Genomic DNA, 16,446 nt, shown 5'->3' with positions numbered 1-16,446 from the left:
CGGCCCTGCAAGAAAAACGAATCGGGTTCTACCCGTCGAACCGGTACAGCGACGTGACCGCCGGGAGCCTGTTGAGCATCCAGATGCCCACCGGGAGACCGACGATGGTGAGGGTGAACAGCACCGCGACGTTCGCCCAGACCCAGCTCAGCCACCAGCCGACGAACACGAAGTAGATGGCGCGGACGACGAGTGACCGCTGGCCGCGAGACGAGTCGGGGTCGAGCCGGGTTTTCGGCTCCTTCAACGAGAGCACCGTCGGGACGAGGTTGATGAGCGCGACGCCGAGCGGGATGCCGATGACGGTCGCGTTCAGGAACCACGCGACGTTGACGACGGCGGGCGTCGCCCACCAGCCGACGAACACGAACCAGAGCGCGCGGACGACGAACGAGCGCTGAGACATGGGCGTAGTACGCGGTCCGGGGCGAAAAGCGACGGGGTCGGGTCGGATGTGGGGGAAGGGAGGCGAAACCCGCCACCCGGAGCGACGTGAAGGGAGGCTTTAACAGCGCCAACGCGGTAACACCGGCTATGAGAGTCATCGGGACGGTCGGCCTGCCGGGAAGCGGCAAGGGCGAACTCGCCGAGGTGGCCCGCAACGCGGGCGTGCCCGTCGTAACGATGGGCGACGTCATCCGCGAGGAGTGTCGCGAGCGCGGCCTCGACCCCGCGACGGACCACGGGAAGATAGCGACCGCGCTCCGCGAGGAGGAGGGCGACGACGCCATCGCCGCGCGGTCCCTGCCGATGGTCGAAGACCACCTCGAATCGAACGACGTGGTGGTCGTCGACGGGCTTCGGTCGGGCGTCGAACTCGACCGCTTCCGCGAGGCGTTCGGCGACGACTTCGTCCTCGTGAGCGTCGAAGCGCCGTTCGAGACGCGCGCCGAGCGCCTGCTCGACCGCGACCGCGACGACAGCGACACCGACGTGGAGGCGCTCAAAAAGCGCGAGCGCCGCGAACTCGACTTCGGGATGGGCGACGCGATGGACCGCGCCGACGTGGTCATCCAGAACACCGGCACGCTGGCGGAATACCGCGAGACCATCGCGAAGCTGTTCGAAGAAGGGCCGGAAGCGGTCGCAGAGGCCGACGCGTGAGCATGATTTACAGCGTCGACGTCCGCATCGAGGTTCCCGTCCGCGACACCGAGGTCACCGACCGCGTCGGCGACGCCGTCGAGAACATCTTCCCCGGCGTCGAACTCGACCACGAACCCGGGAAACTCGTCGGTGAGACCCACGAGCTGGAGCGGTTCTCCGAGCGCCTCCACGAGCAGGCCATCCTCGACACCGCCCGCCGCGAGTTCGCCAAGCGCCGCGACGACGACGGATTTTCGTTCGCGCTGAAAAAGCAGGCCGCGTTCAAGGGCGTCGTCAACTTCTCCGTCGGCAACCCCGACGAACTCGGCGACATCGACGTCCGCGTGACCGTCCGCGACCCCTCCGTCGACGAGGTCATCGACTACATCGCGCCGCCGACCGAAGACGGGCGACCGGTCGACCCGAACGACCGCTAAACCGGGGACGAAACCGAGACTGAGACGCCGTTTTCTCGCTACTCAGGCGACCAACAGCGCCACCGCGACGGCGATGAAGACGATTTTCAGCCCCGTGTTGACGGCGATGACCTTCGACCCGAACTCGGGGCCCCAGATGCCGTACTGGAAGGGAATCGACCGCTTGAACGTCGAGACGGCGAAGGAGATGATGCCGCCGATGAGCATCGTCGCCACGGCCTGCTTCGGCGTGAACGTCTCGCCGATGGCCGGCGCGATGGTCGCCGCGCCGGTCGTCGTGTCGAACGCGAAGGCGACGACGACGGGGACGGCCGCGCCCGGCAGACCGACGAGGTTCGTCAGCGGACTGGCGAGCGCCGCGAACGATTCGAGGTCGGTCGTCCGCAGGAGGAGCGTGACGACCACGTAGACGACCGCCAGCCGCGGGACGATGCGTCGAAGCTTCGTCCACGTGCTCCGGGCGGCGTCTTCGACCGTCTCGCGGAGCGTGTCGTCGGTGTCGGCCGCGTCGCTGGAGTCGGCCGCGTCGCCACCGCCCGCACCGTCCGCGGCGGCCGCATCGACCGCGCCGCCCGAGCCGTCGGTCTCGGCGACCGCGACGGGGGTCGTGTTTCGGTCCGAGAGGAGGACCGCGCCGGCGACGACGCCGGTCGCGGTGATGGCGAGCGCGATGGCCGCCCGCGCGCCGACGTACATGAAGCCGACCTCGCGGCCGAGGATGGGGATGAGCACCGGCCAGTAGAACGTGAAGATGTGCTGGACGAAGCCGAAGAACGTGTTGATGGTGACGGCGACGAGGGTCGCCCGGTCGTCGAGGACGCCCGACTCGCGGAACTCCGCGAGCATCCCGTAGCCCGCCGTCGTCGAGGCGGCGGTGGTGACGATGGCCGTACCTACCTCGTCGGGGAGGTTCGCGGGACTCGTCAGATACCGCGAGAGGCCGGCGATGCGCTCGACGAGGCCGAAGGCGACGACGAGGTTCGCGGCGAAGACGCCCACGGCGATGTAGGCGGCGATGCGCGCGACTCGCGGGAGCACCTCGAACAGCACCGGGAGGACGGCCGACGACTGCACGACCGACGGTCGGTGCCGAGCGAACTAATCGGCGTCGGTCGGCGGGAGACGGTTCGAGCGTCGGGCTCAGACGAGCACCTGCGCCACCCCGAACAGGACGACGACGCCGAGCACGTCGCAGACGTTGGTGACGACGGGGATGACCACGTCGTCGGGGTCGAGACCGAACCGGTAGGCGACGTACGTCGCAGAGAACGTCACGACGACCGCGAGGACGGCGAGCGTAATCCCGCTCGACAGGGAGACGAGGACGACTTTCTGCGGGGCCAGCGACGTGTCGCCGGAGACGAGGAGCGTGGCGACCCACGCGCCCGCGCCGATGACGGGGAACACCGTCACCGCGAGGGCGACCGTGGCGACGGCGTTACCCGCGAGTTCGTCGTCGCGGGGCGAAAACGAGAGCGTCCCGAGGTGGAACGACGTGGAGAGCCGCGCCGCGAGGACGCTTCCGAGGTTCCCCGCGGTCCCGATGGTGACGGGGACGAGCACGAGAAGCGACGGGTAGCGGAACAGTTGCGCCTCGAAGCTCCCGAGGACGAGGCCGCTCCCGAGTTCGACGAGCGTGAGCACGAGCAACACCGGGAGCATCGCCCGCGTGATGGCGCGGACGGTCCACTCGGTCGGCACTCAGAACACCCCCGCGACGGCGAGGACGGTTCGGACCGCGATGAGCAGAAAGAGGACGCCGAACACGTCGCCGGTGGTCGTCACGACCGGGCCGACGATGGTGTCGGGGTTGCGCCCCCGTCGGTAGCCCGCGAAGACGACGCTGACGACGACGACGGTCAGGACGATACCGGACAGCAGGCCGGCGACGATGGCGACGCCGACGAGAATCGGGAGCGGCGCGACCCGACTGCCGAGGAACGTGAGGAGAAAGAACGCGACGACGGCGGCGAACGTGCTCGTGAGCACGCCGTTGGCGAGCGCGGCCGTCGCGGCGGCCCGGAGGCGTTCGTCGCCGCCGGTGACGCGGGGTTCGATGAGCCCCTGATGGAGCGCGGTGGCGATGCGAGCGCCGAGCGAGCCGTAGACGTTGCCCCGGGTCGCCAAGAGCGCGGGAACGAGGACGAGAAGCCCCGGCACGGCTCGGAGTTCGGCCCGCATGCCCCCGAGGACGACGCCGGCGACGAGGCCGCCGACGAGGCTGGCCGCGAGCGCGGGCAAGGCTTCCTTGTAGGCCTCGACCGCCACGTCTCGCACGGTCATTGTGGGGTGCGACGGACCCGAGCGTTAAAAGTCGGCGGTATCGCGGCGAGGCGAGAATCGCGCGGGCAAGCGCAGAAAGCGCGGCGAGAAGATCGCGCGGTGGTTCAGAACGGACCCATACCGCCGAGACCGCCCATACCGCCGCCGCCGTCCTGGTTCTGGAGCTTCTTCATCATGCGCTGCATGTCGCCGTCGCCCATGTTCTGGAACTGCTTGATGGTCTGTTCCATCATGCGGTGCTGTTCGAGCAGTTCCTGTATCGTCTCCTCGTCCTGTCCCGACCCCTGCGCGATACGCTTGACGCGGGACGCGCCGACCTTCCGCGGGTTCTCCAGTTCCTCTTCGGTCATCGAGTCCATGATGACCTCGAACGCGCGCATCCGGTCTTTCGTCACGTCCATCGCGTCGTCCGGAAGCTGGTCTTTGATGCCGCCGCCGAAGCCCGGAATCATGTCGAGCACCTGGTCGAGCGGCCCCATCTTGTCCATCGCCTCCATCTGCTTTTGCATGTCCTTGAGGGTGAAGTTCCCCTTCATCATCTCCTCGGGGTCCCAGTCCTCGTCTTCGGCCTGGGTCTCGGACATGGCGCGTTCGACGCGCTCGGAGAGCTGTTTCAGGTCGCCCATCCCGAGCAGCCGGGAGATGAAGCCGTTCGGCTCGAAGCGCTCGATGTCCTGGACCGTCTCGCCCATCCCGAGGAAGGCGATAGACGAGTCGGTCTCGTTGACGGCGGTCAGCGCGCCGCCGCCCTTCGCCGTCCCGTCGAGTTTGGTGATGACGACGCCGCCGATGCCGATGGATTCGTCGAACTGCTGGGCCTGTTCTTTCGCCCCTTGCCCGATTGCCGCGTCGAGGACGAGCAGGTTCAGGTCGGGCTGGACGACGCCCTCTATCTCCTCGATTTCGTCGATGAGGTCGTCTTCGAGCGCGTGACGACCGGCCGTGTCGACGATGTGGACGTCTGCGTCCTCGGTCGCTTCGAGGCCGTCGCGGGCGATTTGGACCGGGTCGTCGCAGTCGGGGTCGCCGTAGAAGTCCACCTCGGCGCGCTCGCACATCTGCTTGGCCTGGTCGTACGCGCCGGGGCGGAAGGTGTCGGTCTGGATGACCGCGGGGCGGAGCCCCTTCTTCGAGAACCACCACGCCATCTTGGCGGAGGTGGTCGTCTTCCCCGAGCCCTGGAGACCGGCGAGCATGATGGTCTGCGATTCGAGCGGAATCTCCGTCGACTCGCCGATGAGGTCGACGAGTTCCTCGTAGACGATTTTCAGGACGTGGTCGCGCGCGCTCGTGCCGCCCGGCGGCTCCTCTTCCAGCGCGCGGGTCTTGATAGAGTCCGAGAGGTCCATGACGAGGCTGACGTCGACGTCGGCGGAGAGCAGGGAGCGCTGAATCTCCTTGACGATCTCCTGAACGTCGTCCTCGTCGAGGCGGGACTTCCCGCGCAGCTTATCGAGACTGCCGCGGAGGGAACTCCCGAGATTGTCGAGTACCATTGTGCGTTCCTACGCCGTCGCGCCGGTAAAGGCTTTATCCGTCGCGTTCGGGGCCAACACCTATCGGCTCGGCCCCCGACAGCGCACTCGATGACCACGATTCTCGTCCTCGACCGCCCCACGCACGGACTGCCGGCGTCGGAGTACGCCGCGGCCCTCCGCGAGCGCCTGCCCGACGCGACGGTTCGCCACCCGAAGACGACCGCCGAAACGCTCGACGCCGCCCGCGACGCGACCATTATCACCGGCACGTCGCTCCCCGACGACGTGCTCGACGCCGCCGACGAACTCCGACTGTTCGCCGGCGCGACCGCCGGCTACGACCACCTCCCGCTGGCGGCGCTCCGCGAGCGCGGCGTCGTCGTCACCAACGCCTCCGGCGTCCACGGCCCCAACATCGCCGAACACGTCCTCGGCTGGCTCCTCATGATTACCCGCCGGCTGGACGAGGGGCTCCGCCGCCAGCGACGCCGCGAGTGGCGGCGCTTCCAGTCGTACGGCGAGTTGCAGGGGTCGACGGCCACCGTGGTCGGCCTCGGTGCCATCGGGCGGGCGGTCGTCGAGCGACTCGACGCGTTCGGCGTCGAGACCATCGGCGTCCGCTACACGCCCGAAAAGGGCGGCCCGACCGACGAAGTGCTCGGCTTCGACGACCTCGAATCGGCGCTCGTCCGCACCGACTTCCTCGTGGTCGCGTGCCCGCTGACCGACGAGACGCGCGGACTCATCGACAGCCGGGCGCTGGACGCGCTTCCCACGCACGCCGTCCTCGTCAACGTCGCGCGCGGCGGGGTCGTCGACACCGACGCGCTCGTTTCGAACCTCCGGAACAACCGCCTCCGCGCCGCCGCGCTCGACGTGACGGACCCCGAACCGCTTCCCGATGACCACCCGCTTTGGGGGTTCGAGAACGTCTACATCACCCCGCACGTCTCCGGCCACACGCCGCACTACTGGACGCGGGTCGCCGACATCCTCGCGGAGAACGTCGAGCGACTGGCGTCGGCGTCCGACGGCGGCGTGCCCGCGCTCCGCAATCAGGTGGTTCCGAGTCCGAACCCCTGAGCTACTTCCCGCGACGAATCGTAGGCTCGCGCGATGACGACGCTCGCGTTCGGACTCGACGCCGCGACCTATCTCGCGTTCTGCGGGGCGGCGGTCGCGCTCGTCCTCGCGCCCGGCCCCGACACGATGTACGTCCTCGCCCGCGGCCTCGACGGTCGCGGGCCGGGGGTCCGGTCGGCGCTCGGCATCGCCACGGGCGTCCTCTTTCACACGCTTCTCGCGGCACTCGGCGCGGCGGCGCTCTTTCGAACCGTCCCCGAGGCCGCCGCGGCGCTCCGATACGTCGGCGCGGCGTATCTGGGCTACCTCGGCGTCGCCGCCCTCCGAAACGACGAGTTCGACCCCTCGGTCGAGACCGAAAGCGGGGCGAGCTTTCGGCGCGGCGTCCTCGTCAACGCGCTCAACCCGAAGGTCGCGCTGTTCTTCCTCGCGTTCCTCCCCGGGTTCGCCGGACAGGGCGCGGGAGCCGGGATGCGGATGGCGAGTCTGGGCGCGACCTACGCCGCCCTCACGGCGCTGTACCTCTCGGGCGTCGCGCTCGGCGCGGACCGACTCGGGTCGCGGCTCGTGGAGACGCGGCTCGCGAGCGCGCTGAACTACGTCGGCGCGGGGACGATGCTGCTGCTCGGGGTCGCGCTCGTACTGGAGTGACGGGGAAGAGAAACGACGGAGCGGGTCCGATTACTCGTCTTCGCCGAGCAGGCGGTCGACCATCCGCTCGGGGTCGAACTTCTCGATGTGGTCGTAGCCCTGCCCCACGCCGAGGAACAAGATGGGCTTGCCCGTCACGTACGCGATGGAGATGGCCGCGCCGCCGTTGGAGTCGGCGTCGGCCTTCGTCAGAATCGCGCCGTCGATGGCGGCCGCGTCGTTGAACTGCCGGGCGCGTTCGACCGCGTCCTGTCCGGCGACCGCCTCGTCGACGAACAGGGTGAGGTCCGGACCGACGACGCGGTCTATCTTCTCCAACTGCGCCATCAGGTCGTTGGAGGTGTGGAGCCGACCGGCCGTGTCGCCGAGGACGATGTCGATGTCGTGGGCCTCGGCGTACTCGACGCCGTCGTAGATGACCGCCGCCGGGTCGCCGCCCTGCTCGTGGGCGATGAGCTTCTTGCCGAGCGCCTCCGCGTGCTCGCGGATCTGCTCGTTCGCGCCGGCGCGGTAGGTGTCGCCGTTGGCGAGCACCGTCGAGTAGCCCTGCTTTTCGAAGTACTTCGCGAGTTTGGCGATGGTCGTGGTCTTCCCGACGCCGTTGATGCCGGTGAAGATGAGCGTCACCGGCTTGTCGGCCTCGGCGATGCGCTGGTCGAAGTCGAACTGCCCGACGCTGATGACCTCGTACAGCGCGTCGTGGAGCGCCTCGGAGACGAGTTGGCCGGTGCTCTGGACCTGCTTTCGCGTCTCGCCGATGAGCTTCTCGCGGATGGTTTCGAGAATCTCCTCTGCGACCTGCATCTCGACGTCGCTCTGGAGGAGCGCCATCTCCAGCTCCCAGAGGGGTTCTTCGAGGTCTTCCTCCTCGATGACGACCTTCCCCGTGGCGAACGCGGCGGCGCGGCGGAGCCGACCCGGACCGGACGAATCGTCGCCGTCCTCCTCGGACAGCGCCGCCTTCGCGGCGTCGGAGGCGAGCGACTCGCGCGGTTCGGCCTCGTCGGCCGCCGGCTCGCCGGTCGGCTCGTCGACCGTGTCCGCGTCGGCGTCGGTCGCCGCGTCCCGTTCGGGTGCGGACTCCGGTTCGGCGTCCGCAGGAGCGTCGGCCGCGTCGACCGCGTCGGCTTCGGACCCGGCGTCCGCGTCGCCGACCGCGTCGGTGTCGGCGTCGGGGGCGGCAGCAGCGGGTTCGGACGCCTCGGGTTCGACCGCCGCGTCTGCTGGTGCTGATTCCGCTTCCGCGTCGGCGTCGGCTTCGGCCTCGGCCTTCTCTTCGGCGGTCTCTTCAACGTCGTTACGGAAGCGGTTGAGTTTCTTCTTCAGTCCGTCGAACATCTGAATAGTAGGAGGTTGGGGTTACCTTACTCGTCGTCGCCGTCGCCGCCCTCGCCCTGCATCTGCTGCATCTGCTGCATCTGCTGTTGCTGCATCTGCTGTTGGGCCTGCATCGCCTGCTCTTCGATCTCGTCGCTCTCCTCTTCGAGCTCCTCGATTTGGCCGCGAACGCTCGCGATCTCCTCGTCGAGCGCGTCCTGCTTGCGTCGCAGGGTCTCGATGGCCGTGCTCTGTTCCTGCTCGGCGGCGTAGTTCGCGCCGAGGGAGACGACGACCTCGTCGATGTCCTGGACTTCGGCGCGGAGATACGCGTCGCCGCCGAGGGGCACCTGCACCGTCGAGCCCGTTTCGAGCGTTTCGATGGCCTCGACGGCCTCGTCGATTTCGTCTTTCTCGTCGTTCAGGTCCGAGACCTCGCTTTCGAGGGATTCGATTTCCTCGTCGAGCGCCTGAAGCTCCTGAGAGAGCTGCTGAAGTTGCTGCTGACCGCCGCCCATCATGCCGCGGACACCTCGTTGAGCTCGACCTTCGTGCGCTTGATTCCGTGCTCGCTCCCGATGAGCGAAAAGGCGCGTTCCTGCGCGACGTTCTCGTTCGGCGCTTCGACAGTCTTCGTGAACTCGTGGACGACGCCACGGCTCGTGAAGCTGCCCGTGATAATGAACTGGCTCATGCACGTCGGTCGGGTGGCGAGCGGGAAAGGTCTTCCTACTCGGAGCGAAACTGAAGCGAGAAACGGGGGGACGCGAGACCCTCAGTCGATGTAATCGAGGGCGTCTTCGATGCGACCCAGTTCCGGGCCGGTCGTGTCCTCGCCGACGATGTAGCTCTCGTCGTTGGCGACGAGGCCAGAGCCGACGAGCGGGCCGCCGTAGTTGATGGTGCCGATGTCGGCGCGAACGTCGAGCAGCGCTTCGAGCGCTTCGAGTTCGGGCTCGCGCGACTTCGGGTGGCAGAGGACGCCGCGGTTGTTGGCGACGGCCGCCGTCCCGACGGTCCGAACGTCGGCGAGGTCGCCGCGTTCGACGGGGACCTCCAGCGCCTCCTCGACGGCCGAAACGGCCTCGTCGGAGAGCTCCGCGTGGACGTACGCGCCGTAGTCGTTCGCGAGAACGACGTTGCCGGCGGCGTTGATGCGACCGGGAAGCTCGTAGACCGGGAGGTCCACGGCGTCGGTGAGGGCCTCCTTCTCGCGGGACGTGGCGCGGCTCGACACGAGAAGTCCGTTCTCGTTACCCGTCGCTAACGCACCGACCGTTCCCGACCCGCCGACGGTCGTCTTGACCAGCGGCACGTCGAGTTCTTCGGCCATCTGCTCGGCGAGCGAGTCGTCGGCGTCCGGGCGGACCAACAGCGCGTCGTCGGTCGCGCGAGCGAAGACGCCGATGTAGGACGAACCGGCGAAGGAGGCGCGAAGCACCGTTTACTCGGCCGGTTCCGCTTCGACGACCGACTCGCCGTCCTCGTCGAACCGCGCGGCGCGGACGCGGAACTTGCTCGGCGGGCTCTGCCGACCGTGCGCCCAGATGTCCTCGTTGATCTGCGTGTCGAGACGCACGTTCTCGGCGTCGACCTTGAAGTGCTTGGCGAGGTGCTCGCGGATGAGCGTCATCGAGCGGCCCGCGCGTTCGTGTGCCGGGACCGCCTTCACGTCTCGGAGCGGGACGGTGACGACGCGCTCCTCGAAGTCGTTTGCGCTCATTGCTTACTCGTCCGTGTTGCTCCGCCGCCAGTTGCGACGCTTGGGGTTTCGCGTGACTTCCATGTCCGTCTTGAGCATGACCCACGCGGGGACGCGACTGTTCTGGCGTTCGAGCTTCGCCAGACGCTTCTTCTTGGACTTCGACTTCTTACCCATAGTGGGCTGTACTTTCCATCCTCCGCATAAAATCTTGTTCCTTCGCGTTTCAGGCGTGTGAGGGGCGTCCGCACGCCCGAATCGGCTGAAACGCGGCATTCTCCCGGGCCGGCGACGCGGGCGGGCGGGCGGGCGATCGAATCGACTCATTCAGTACCGTCGGCGCGAAAGCCGACGCGAATGAGTCGGGTCAAGACCGCCGTCGCCTTCCTCGCGCTCTCCGCCGTCTGGGGGAGCGCCTTCCTCGCCACCGACATCGCCCTCCGGACCGTCCCGCCGGCGTTCCTCGGCGCGGTCCGCTTCGACGTGGCGGCGCTCCTGTTGTTCGCCGTCGCCGTCGCCCGCGGCGACCGGATTCTCCCCGCCGCGCGCGACGAGTGGCGACCGATTCTCGCCGGCGGCGCGTTCAGTATCGGCGCGCACCACGCGCTCCTGTTTTCGGGGCAGGTGTACGTCCCCGGCTCCGTGGCGTCGGTCCTCCTCGGTATCATCCCGCTCGCGACGCCGACGCTCACCCGCCTGACGGCCACCCGCGAGCGGCTCTCGCCGCACCGGGTCGTCGGGCTCGTCCTCGGCTTTCTGGGCCTCGTCGTCATCGCCAACCCGGACCCGGGGAACCTGCTGTCGTCGAACCTCGTCGGCGCGGTTCTCGTGTTCGGCTCGGCCGTCGCCTTCGCCCTCGGCGCGGTGCTCACCCACGACAGCGAGACGGGGATGTCGCTGCTCTCCGTGCAGGCGTGGATGATGCTCGTCGGCGCGGTCACGCTCCACGTCACGAGCGCCGCCCTGCCGTGGGAGTCCGCCGCCGCCGCGGCGTGGACCCAGACGACGCTCGTCGCCGCCGGCTACCTCGCGGTCGTCGCCGGAGCGGGCGGCTTTCTGCTGTACTTCTGGCTCCTCGACCGGGTCGGCCCGATCGAGGTGAGCCTGCTCGAATACGTCATCCCGCTTTTCGCCGCGCTCGCCGAGTGGACCGTCCTCGGGCGCGTGCCGACGCGCGCCACCGTCGCCGGCTTCGCGCTCATCTTCGCGGGCTTCCTGCTGTTCAAGCGCGACGTGATTCGAGGCGAACTCCGGCGTATCGTGGACCGCCGTCGCGGGCGGCGACCGACCGACGACTGACGCGCCTCACAGCGAGAACCGCGTCACCGTCTCGTACTCGGGGCCGTCGGGTCCGAGTTCGCTCTTCTTCAGGCGCACCTCGCGCACCCGAAACGACCCGACCGTCGGCGACTCGCCCTCGACGACGCGCCGCACGAGGTCCTTCCCGCGGGCGTCGTCCATGCGGGCGAGCGTGGCGTGCGGCGTGAAGTCGTGGTCCTCGGGGTCGAAGCCGATGGCCGTCGTCTCGCGCTCGATAGCCTCGTGCAGTCGCGTCAACTCGGCCGTGCCGTCGCCGACGCCGAGCCAGACGACTCGAATGTAGTCCAGCGAGGGAAAGGCGCCCAGCCCGCCGACCGAGGCGTCGAAGGGGCCGACCCCCGCGTCTTCGACGGCCGACTCGACCGCGTCCTCCACCTCGGCGATTCGGTCCGGCGACACCTCGCCGAGGAACTTCACGGTGATGTGCGCCCCCTCGGGGTCGGTGAACCGAAGCCCGTCCGCGTCCGAAAGCCGGTCCTGTACCGCGGCGACGCCCGCCGCGAGCGAGTCGGGGAGGTCGACGGCGAGAAAACAACGCATGGCAGACAGTCGACCCGAATCGGACGTTATACACATCGAGAGGTGTATAAGAGACGGCCCGCGGCGCGAGAGGCCGCGGGCGCGCTCGGCGTCGGGAACGGACGGAGCGTGGGCGTGCCGGACGAACGACACGACCGTCGTCGGGGGCGCGGACATTCGGAGACGCTCGCCCGCGGGAGGCCAAAAAGCGGTCGGTGTCGTCCCGCTGACGTAGCGTTTAACCGCCGTGACGCCCAAGCGCGGCTATATGACCGACGACGGCAAGCGACCCCACCGCTTCTCAGAGGGGCAGGGGTTCGACGAGGACTACTCCGACTTCTCGCTCGACCCGCCCGAACTCTCGGTGGACCCGACGAAGGTCGACCCGGTCGACTCGCGCGTCCTGACCGACATCCTCGACCAGCGGAACATCGACCCCGAGGACGTCGACATCGAGAAACTGCTCGACGTGGCGCTCTCGTACATGCAGATAAACCGCTTCGAGGAGGCCACAGGAGCGTTCGAGCGCGTCGCCCGGTTCGCCGGCGACGACGACGACATCGCCCAGGAGGCGTGGGTCAACAAGGGCGCGGCCCACGGCCAACTCGAAGAGTGGGACGAGGCCATCGGCTCCTACCAGGAGGCGCTCAAGCTCGACGACGACAGCGAGCACGCCGCGACGGCCCACACCAACCTCGCGTACGCGCTCTGGGAGGCCGGCCAGACGGCCGACGCGCTCGACCACGCGGAGCGCGCCGTCGAACTCGACCCGCGCTTCCCGCAGGCGTGGTACAACCGCGGCTTCTTCCTCCACGAGCGCGGCCTCAACGAGGACGCCGTCAACGCCTTCGACAACGCCATCCGCCTCGGGATGCGCACCCCCGGCGTCCACGAGGAGAAGGCGCGCGCGCTCGAAGAACTCGGCCGCGACGAGGAAGCAGAGCAGGCCCAACAGCAGGCCGACGACCTCCGCGAGCAGGCCGAAGCGGAACTCGTCGAGGAGTACTAGATGCTCCTCCGCGAGCGGGAGACCCCCGAGGGGCTCCTCGTCTCGGTCTGCGACCCCGACTGCATCGGCGAGACCTACACCGACGACGGCGTCTCGCTGGACGTGACGGAGGACTTCTACGGCGGCGACGAGGCCGAGACCGCCGACGAAGACGCCGTCGTGGACAGCCTCACCCGCGCGACCGTCGCCAACATCGTCGGCGAGGAGTCCGTCTCGGTCGCCATCGACGCCGGCCTCGTGGACGAGGAGACCGTCCTCGAAGTCGGCGGCACGCTCCACGCGCAACTGCTCTGGCTCCGCTGAGCCACCGTCGAAAATCAGTTTCTCCGGGTCGCCACGCCGTTCCGTTACGCCGGGCGCTCGACGTCCGTTATCTCGAAGCGAGCGCCGCCGCGTTCGGCCTCGGTGACGGCGACGTCCCAGTCGTGGGCGCGGACGGCCTGCGCGACGATTGACAGGCCGAGGCCGGTCCCCTCCTCGCCCGTGGTGTAGCCGGCCTCGAACACCTCGTCGCGCGCCTCCGCGGCGATACCGACGCCGTCGTCCTCGACGTAGAAGCCCGTAGCGTCGCCGTCGCCGCCGAGCACGCCAACCGTGACGGTCAGGCCGCCATCGTTCGCGCCGTGTTCGACCGAATTCCGAAACAGGTTCTCGAAGACGTGCCCAAGCAGACTCGGGTCCGCGCGGAACTCGAACGAATCGGCGACGACGAGTTCGGCCGAGCCGGTGTCGACGTGCGCCCACGCGGTCGCCGCTCGCGTTTCGAGGTCGACGGTCGACAGCTCCCCGACCGTGTCGTGGCGGGCCAACACGAGCCCGTCGGTGATGATGTCGTCCATCCGGTCGAGCGCGCCGGCGACCTGTTCGAGCCCGTCGGCGTCGACCACCTCGTCGAGGAGCGAGTCGACGTAGCCCACGGCGACAGAAAGCGGGTTTCGGAGGTCGTGGGAGAGCATCCGGGCGAGGTTCTGGAGGCGTTCGGCCTTCTCTTCGGCCTCCAGTTCCGCGCGCTTTCGGTCGGTGATGTCGAGGTGCGCAATCTGGACGTAGGTGTCGCCGCCGTCGACGAATCGGGTCGCTCGCATCGTGAACCAGAGGCGCTCGTCGGGCGTTTCGCAGGGGTATTCGAACGAGAACGCCTCCCTGTCGCCGTCGATGACGGCCCGGATACCCTCGCTGGCCGTCGTCGCGTCAGTGGCGCCGCTGAGGTCGCAGACGCCGAGGTAGTTCATGCCGACGGAACTGCTGTCGCCCTGATAGCCGTGTTCGTTCCCGAACTCCCGCCACGCGCGGTTGGTGTAGACGATGACGCCCTCCTCGTCCAGAATCGCGAGTTGCGTCGGGAGCGCGTCGAGGCTCGAAAACGCGAGCGAGGACGAGGTGGCGTTCGACATTAGGTGATAAACGAGCGTGGGCTACTTGATTCGTTTGGGTGAGTGACCGACACGTCGCCGCCGCGTCGCGGTCACGGTCGCCGCCGCGTCACCGTCACCGGCCACAGTTACCGGCTGGCGAAACCGAAATCGGTTTCGAAGCCGCGTGCGGACCGAAGACGTGTTGTGCCTACGGGGGTAACTCACACCCAATGAGAGTGCAGGAGTCGTACCCCGTCGACGTCGACGCCATCCGCGCGGATTTCCCCATCCTCCAGCGGAAGGTCGGCGGCGACATCTCGACGCCGGGTGAACACGACGACGACGACACGCCGCTCGTCTACCTCGACAACGCCGCGACGAGCCACACGCCGGAGCAGGTCGTCGACGCCATCGTCGACTACTACCACGGCTACAACTCGAACGTCCACCGCGGTATCCACCATCTGAGCCAGGAGGCCTCCGTCGCCTACGAGAACGCCCACGACCGCGTCGCGGAGTTCATCGGCGCGTCCGGCGGCCGCGAGGAGGTCGTCTTCACGAAGAACACCACCGAGTCGATGAACCTCGTCGCCTACGCGTGGGGTCTCGACGAACTCGGGCCGGGCGACTCGGTCGTCATGACCGAGATGGAACACCACGCCTCGCTGGTCACGTGGCAACAGATCGCCAAGAAGACCGGTGCCGAAGTGCGCTACATCCGCGTCGACGACGACGGCCGCCTCGACATGGAGCACGCGAAGGAGCTCATCGACGACTCCACGAAGATGGTGTCGGTCGTCCACGTCTCGAACACCCTCGGGACCGTCAACCCGGTCTCCGAACTCGCCGAGATGGCCCACGAGGTCGGAGCCTACGCCTTCGTCGACGGCGCGCAGTCGGTCCCGACCCGCCCGGTCGACGTGGAGGCCATCGACGCCGACTTCTTCGCCTTCTCGGGCCACAAGATGTGCGGCCCGACCGGTATCGGCGCGCTCTACGGCAAACGCGACATCCTCGACGAGATGCAACCGTACCTCTACGGCGGCGAGATGATTCGGAGCGTCACCTACGAGGACTCCACGTGGGAGGACCTCCCGTGGAAGTTCGAGGCCGGCACGCCGCCCATCGCGCAGGGCGTCGGCTTCGCCGCGGCCGTGGACTACCTCGACGACATCGGCATGGAGAACGTCCAGGCCCACGAGGAACTGCTCGCGGAGTACGCCTACGACCGCCTCAGCGAGTTCGACGACATCGAGATTTACGGCCCGCCGGGCGACGACCGCGGCGGCCTCGTCGCGTTCAACCTCGACAGCGTCCACGCCCACGACCTCTCCAGCATCCTCAACGAACAGGGCGTCGCCATCCGCGCCGGCGACCACTGCACCCAGCCGCTCCACGACAAACTCGGCGTCGCGGCCTCGACGCGGGCGTCGTTCTACATCTACAACACGAGAGCGGAAATCGACGCGCTGGTCGACGGTATCGACGCGGCTCGCGAGCTGTTCGCCTGAGTAGTCCGTTTTTCGCGGCGTCTGGGGCGAGGTCGCCCCAATGCCTTTGTCCCGCTGACACGTCGTCGGAGCGTATGCTTCAGTCGCTGACCAGTTTTCTCGTCGAGACGCTCCGGGAGACCGTCGCGGAGTTCGGGACCGCGGTGCAGGACGCCGCGCCGAAGGTGCTCACGGCGGTCGTCTTCCTCGCACTCGCCTACGTCGGCATCAGGGCGTTGCTGTTCGTCGTCCGCGGCGTGCTCGACGGGCTGTACCCCGAAGAACAGGACCTCGTGGTCGAACTCGGCGTCGCCGTCGCGGGCGTGTTCCTCTGGTTCGGCGCGGCGCTCGCGCTGTTGAACATCGTCGGCATGACGGAAATCGCGGCGAGCCTCGGCACCGCGACCGGCTTCATCGCGCTGGGCGTCTCCTACGCGCTGTCGAACATGATAGCCGACACGGTGGCGGGCGTCTACCTGCTTCGGGACCCCGACTTCAACCCCGGCGACCGGGTGAAAGCCGACCCGGTGACGGGGACGGTCAGCTCCATCGAACTCCGAAAGACGCGCTTCGAGAACGACGAGGGCGACACCGTCGTCGTGGCCAACCGCGACGTCGAAAAGAAGTGGACGAAGTACGACGCGCCGGCGGCGGAAGACGCGTCGGCGTCGGACGCGACGTAAGCGACGAATTCGGCCGAATCGCCGGCCCCGGAA

General features: G+C 68.3%; 22 protein-coding genes. 9 read left to right on the top strand and 13 right to left on the bottom strand.

The genetic code is table 11. The features are described from left to right. Positions 1 to 28: 28 nt before the first annotated feature. Entirely contained in the window at positions 29 to 406 is a 378-nt protein-coding gene (locus BN996_RS03750) for a YccF domain-containing protein (protein ID WP_089777218.1), read from the bottom strand. 128 nt (positions 407 to 534) lie between these two features. On the opposite strand from BN996_RS03750, the gene BN996_RS03745 reads away from it, so the two are divergent. Together BN996_RS03745 and BN996_RS03740 are read left to right on the top strand one after the other, a co-directional pair. Further along, positions 535 to 1,104, top strand: coding sequence for an AAA family ATPase (locus BN996_RS03745; RefSeq protein ID WP_089777217.1), 570 nt, complete (start codon positions 535 to 537; stop codon positions 1,102 to 1,104). A 2-nt stretch (positions 1,105 to 1,106) separates the two neighbouring features. After that, the gene (locus tag BN996_RS03740) at positions 1,107 to 1,523 is read left to right on the top strand and encodes an RNA-binding domain-containing protein (protein ID WP_089777216.1); all 417 of its coding nucleotides are present in this window, start codon (positions 1,107 to 1,109) and stop codon (positions 1,521 to 1,523) included. 42 nt (positions 1,524 to 1,565) lie between these two features. Here the strand turns inward: BN996_RS03740 and BN996_RS03735 are convergent, their stop codons facing one another. From BN996_RS03735 to BN996_RS03720, 4 genes are all read right to left on the bottom strand, one after another. Continuing rightward, complete coding sequence (locus tag BN996_RS03735) at positions 1,566 to 2,597, bottom strand: nucleoside recognition protein (protein ID WP_089777215.1); 1,032 nt, start codon at positions 2,595 to 2,597, stop codon at positions 1,566 to 1,568. Between the two features lie 66 nt (positions 2,598 to 2,663). Next, positions 2,664 to 3,224, bottom strand: a complete 561-nt coding sequence (locus BN996_RS03730; RefSeq protein WP_089777214.1) for a magnesium transporter — start codon at positions 3,222 to 3,224, stop codon at positions 2,664 to 2,666. Continuing rightward, positions 3,225 to 3,806 carry a magnesium transporter gene (locus BN996_RS03725; protein WP_004065697.1) on the bottom strand — a complete coding sequence of 194 codons (582 nt, stop codon included), beginning with the start codon at positions 3,804 to 3,806 and terminating at the stop codon, positions 3,225 to 3,227. A 104-nt stretch (positions 3,807 to 3,910) separates the two neighbouring features. Continuing rightward, positions 3,911 to 5,302: a signal recognition particle protein Srp54 gene (locus BN996_RS03720; RefSeq protein ID WP_089777213.1), complete on the bottom strand. Its 1,392-nt coding sequence runs from the start codon at positions 5,300 to 5,302 to the stop codon at positions 3,911 to 3,913. A 90-nt stretch (positions 5,303 to 5,392) separates the two neighbouring features. Between BN996_RS03720 and BN996_RS03715 the strand changes: the two genes are divergently transcribed. Further along, positions 5,393 to 6,367, top strand: coding sequence for a D-2-hydroxyacid dehydrogenase (locus BN996_RS03715; RefSeq protein WP_089777212.1), 975 nt, complete (start codon positions 5,393 to 5,395; stop codon positions 6,365 to 6,367). Between the two features lie 33 nt (positions 6,368 to 6,400). After that, entirely contained in the window at positions 6,401 to 7,018 is a 618-nt protein-coding gene (locus BN996_RS03710; protein ID WP_089777211.1) for a LysE family translocator, read from the top strand. 30 nt (positions 7,019 to 7,048) lie between these two features. Here the strand turns inward: BN996_RS03710 and ftsY are convergent, their stop codons facing one another. The 6 genes from ftsY to BN996_RS03680 all read right to left on the bottom strand — a co-directional run bounded on the left by ftsY (position 7,049) and on the right by BN996_RS03680 (position 10,214). Continuing rightward, on the bottom strand, positions 7,049 to 8,356 hold the full coding sequence (gene ftsY / locus BN996_RS03705; protein ID WP_089777210.1) for a signal recognition particle-docking protein FtsY: 1,308 nt from the start codon (positions 8,354 to 8,356) through the stop codon (positions 7,049 to 7,051). 26 nt (positions 8,357 to 8,382) lie between these two features. Beyond that, complete coding sequence (gene pfdA, locus BN996_RS03700) at positions 8,383 to 8,853, bottom strand: prefoldin subunit alpha (RefSeq protein WP_089777209.1); 471 nt, start codon at positions 8,851 to 8,853, stop codon at positions 8,383 to 8,385. Further along, entirely contained in the window at positions 8,853 to 9,029 is a 177-nt protein-coding gene (gene rpl18a / locus BN996_RS03695; protein ID WP_007275895.1) for a 50S ribosomal protein L18Ae, read from the bottom strand. The genes pfdA and rpl18a overlap by 1 nt, the downstream gene beginning before the upstream one ends. Before the next feature lie 81 nt (positions 9,030 to 9,110). Continuing rightward, a complete protein-coding gene (locus BN996_RS03690) occupies positions 9,111 to 9,776 on the bottom strand; it encodes a translation initiation factor IF-6 (RefSeq protein ID WP_089777208.1) in 666 nt (221 codons plus the stop codon). 3 nt (positions 9,777 to 9,779) lie between these two features. Continuing rightward, complete coding sequence (locus BN996_RS03685) at positions 9,780 to 10,058, bottom strand: 50S ribosomal protein L31e (protein WP_004973931.1); 279 nt, start codon at positions 10,056 to 10,058, stop codon at positions 9,780 to 9,782. A gap of 3 nt (positions 10,059 to 10,061) precedes the next feature. Continuing rightward, positions 10,062 to 10,214: a 50S ribosomal protein L39e gene (locus BN996_RS03680; RefSeq protein WP_004045214.1), complete on the bottom strand. Its 153-nt coding sequence runs from the start codon at positions 10,212 to 10,214 to the stop codon at positions 10,062 to 10,064. Between the two features lie 180 nt (positions 10,215 to 10,394). On the opposite strand from BN996_RS03680, the gene BN996_RS03675 reads away from it, so the two are divergent. After that, the gene (locus BN996_RS03675) at positions 10,395 to 11,336 is read left to right on the top strand and encodes a DMT family transporter (RefSeq protein WP_089777207.1); all 942 of its coding nucleotides are present in this window, start codon (positions 10,395 to 10,397) and stop codon (positions 11,334 to 11,336) included. Between the two features lie 6 nt (positions 11,337 to 11,342). On the opposite strand, the gene thpR is transcribed toward BN996_RS03675, so the two are convergent. Next, entirely contained in the window at positions 11,343 to 11,897 is a 555-nt protein-coding gene (gene thpR, locus BN996_RS03670) for an RNA 2',3'-cyclic phosphodiesterase (protein WP_089777310.1), read from the bottom strand. A gap of 247 nt (positions 11,898 to 12,144) precedes the next feature. On the opposite strand from thpR, the gene BN996_RS03665 reads away from it, so the two are divergent. Beyond that, the gene (locus BN996_RS03665; protein ID WP_007275890.1) at positions 12,145 to 12,885 is read left to right on the top strand and encodes a tetratricopeptide repeat protein; all 741 of its coding nucleotides are present in this window, start codon (positions 12,145 to 12,147) and stop codon (positions 12,883 to 12,885) included. Continuing rightward, a complete protein-coding gene (locus BN996_RS03660; protein WP_004968868.1) occupies positions 12,886 to 13,188 on the top strand; it encodes a DUF424 domain-containing protein in 303 nt (100 codons plus the stop codon). Positions 13,189 to 13,232: 44 nt separating this feature from the next. Here BN996_RS03660 and BN996_RS03655 read toward each other — a convergent pair whose 3' ends face one another. Further along, positions 13,233 to 14,279, bottom strand: a complete 1,047-nt coding sequence (locus tag BN996_RS03655; protein WP_007275889.1) for a PAS domain-containing sensor histidine kinase — start codon at positions 14,277 to 14,279, stop codon at positions 13,233 to 13,235. Between the two features lie 197 nt (positions 14,280 to 14,476). Between BN996_RS03655 and sufS the strand changes: the two genes are divergently transcribed. Beyond that, a complete protein-coding gene (gene sufS / locus BN996_RS03650; protein WP_226908693.1) occupies positions 14,477 to 15,751 on the top strand; it encodes a bifunctional cysteine desulfurase/selenocysteine lyase SufS in 1,275 nt (424 codons plus the stop codon). 74 nt (positions 15,752 to 15,825) lie between these two features. Continuing rightward, a complete protein-coding gene (locus BN996_RS03645) occupies positions 15,826 to 16,413 on the top strand; it encodes a mechanosensitive ion channel domain-containing protein (protein WP_089777205.1) in 588 nt (195 codons plus the stop codon). Positions 16,414 to 16,446: the final 33 nt, after the last annotated feature.

Source organism: Haloferax massiliensis (assembly GCF_001368915.1).
In the GTDB taxonomy this organism is placed as follows: domain Archaea; phylum Halobacteriota; class Halobacteria; order Halobacteriales; family Haloferacaceae; genus Haloferax; species Haloferax massiliensis.
Note: the sequence above shows the minus strand (reverse complement) of the source record. Positions and strands in the feature narration are given on the sequence as shown.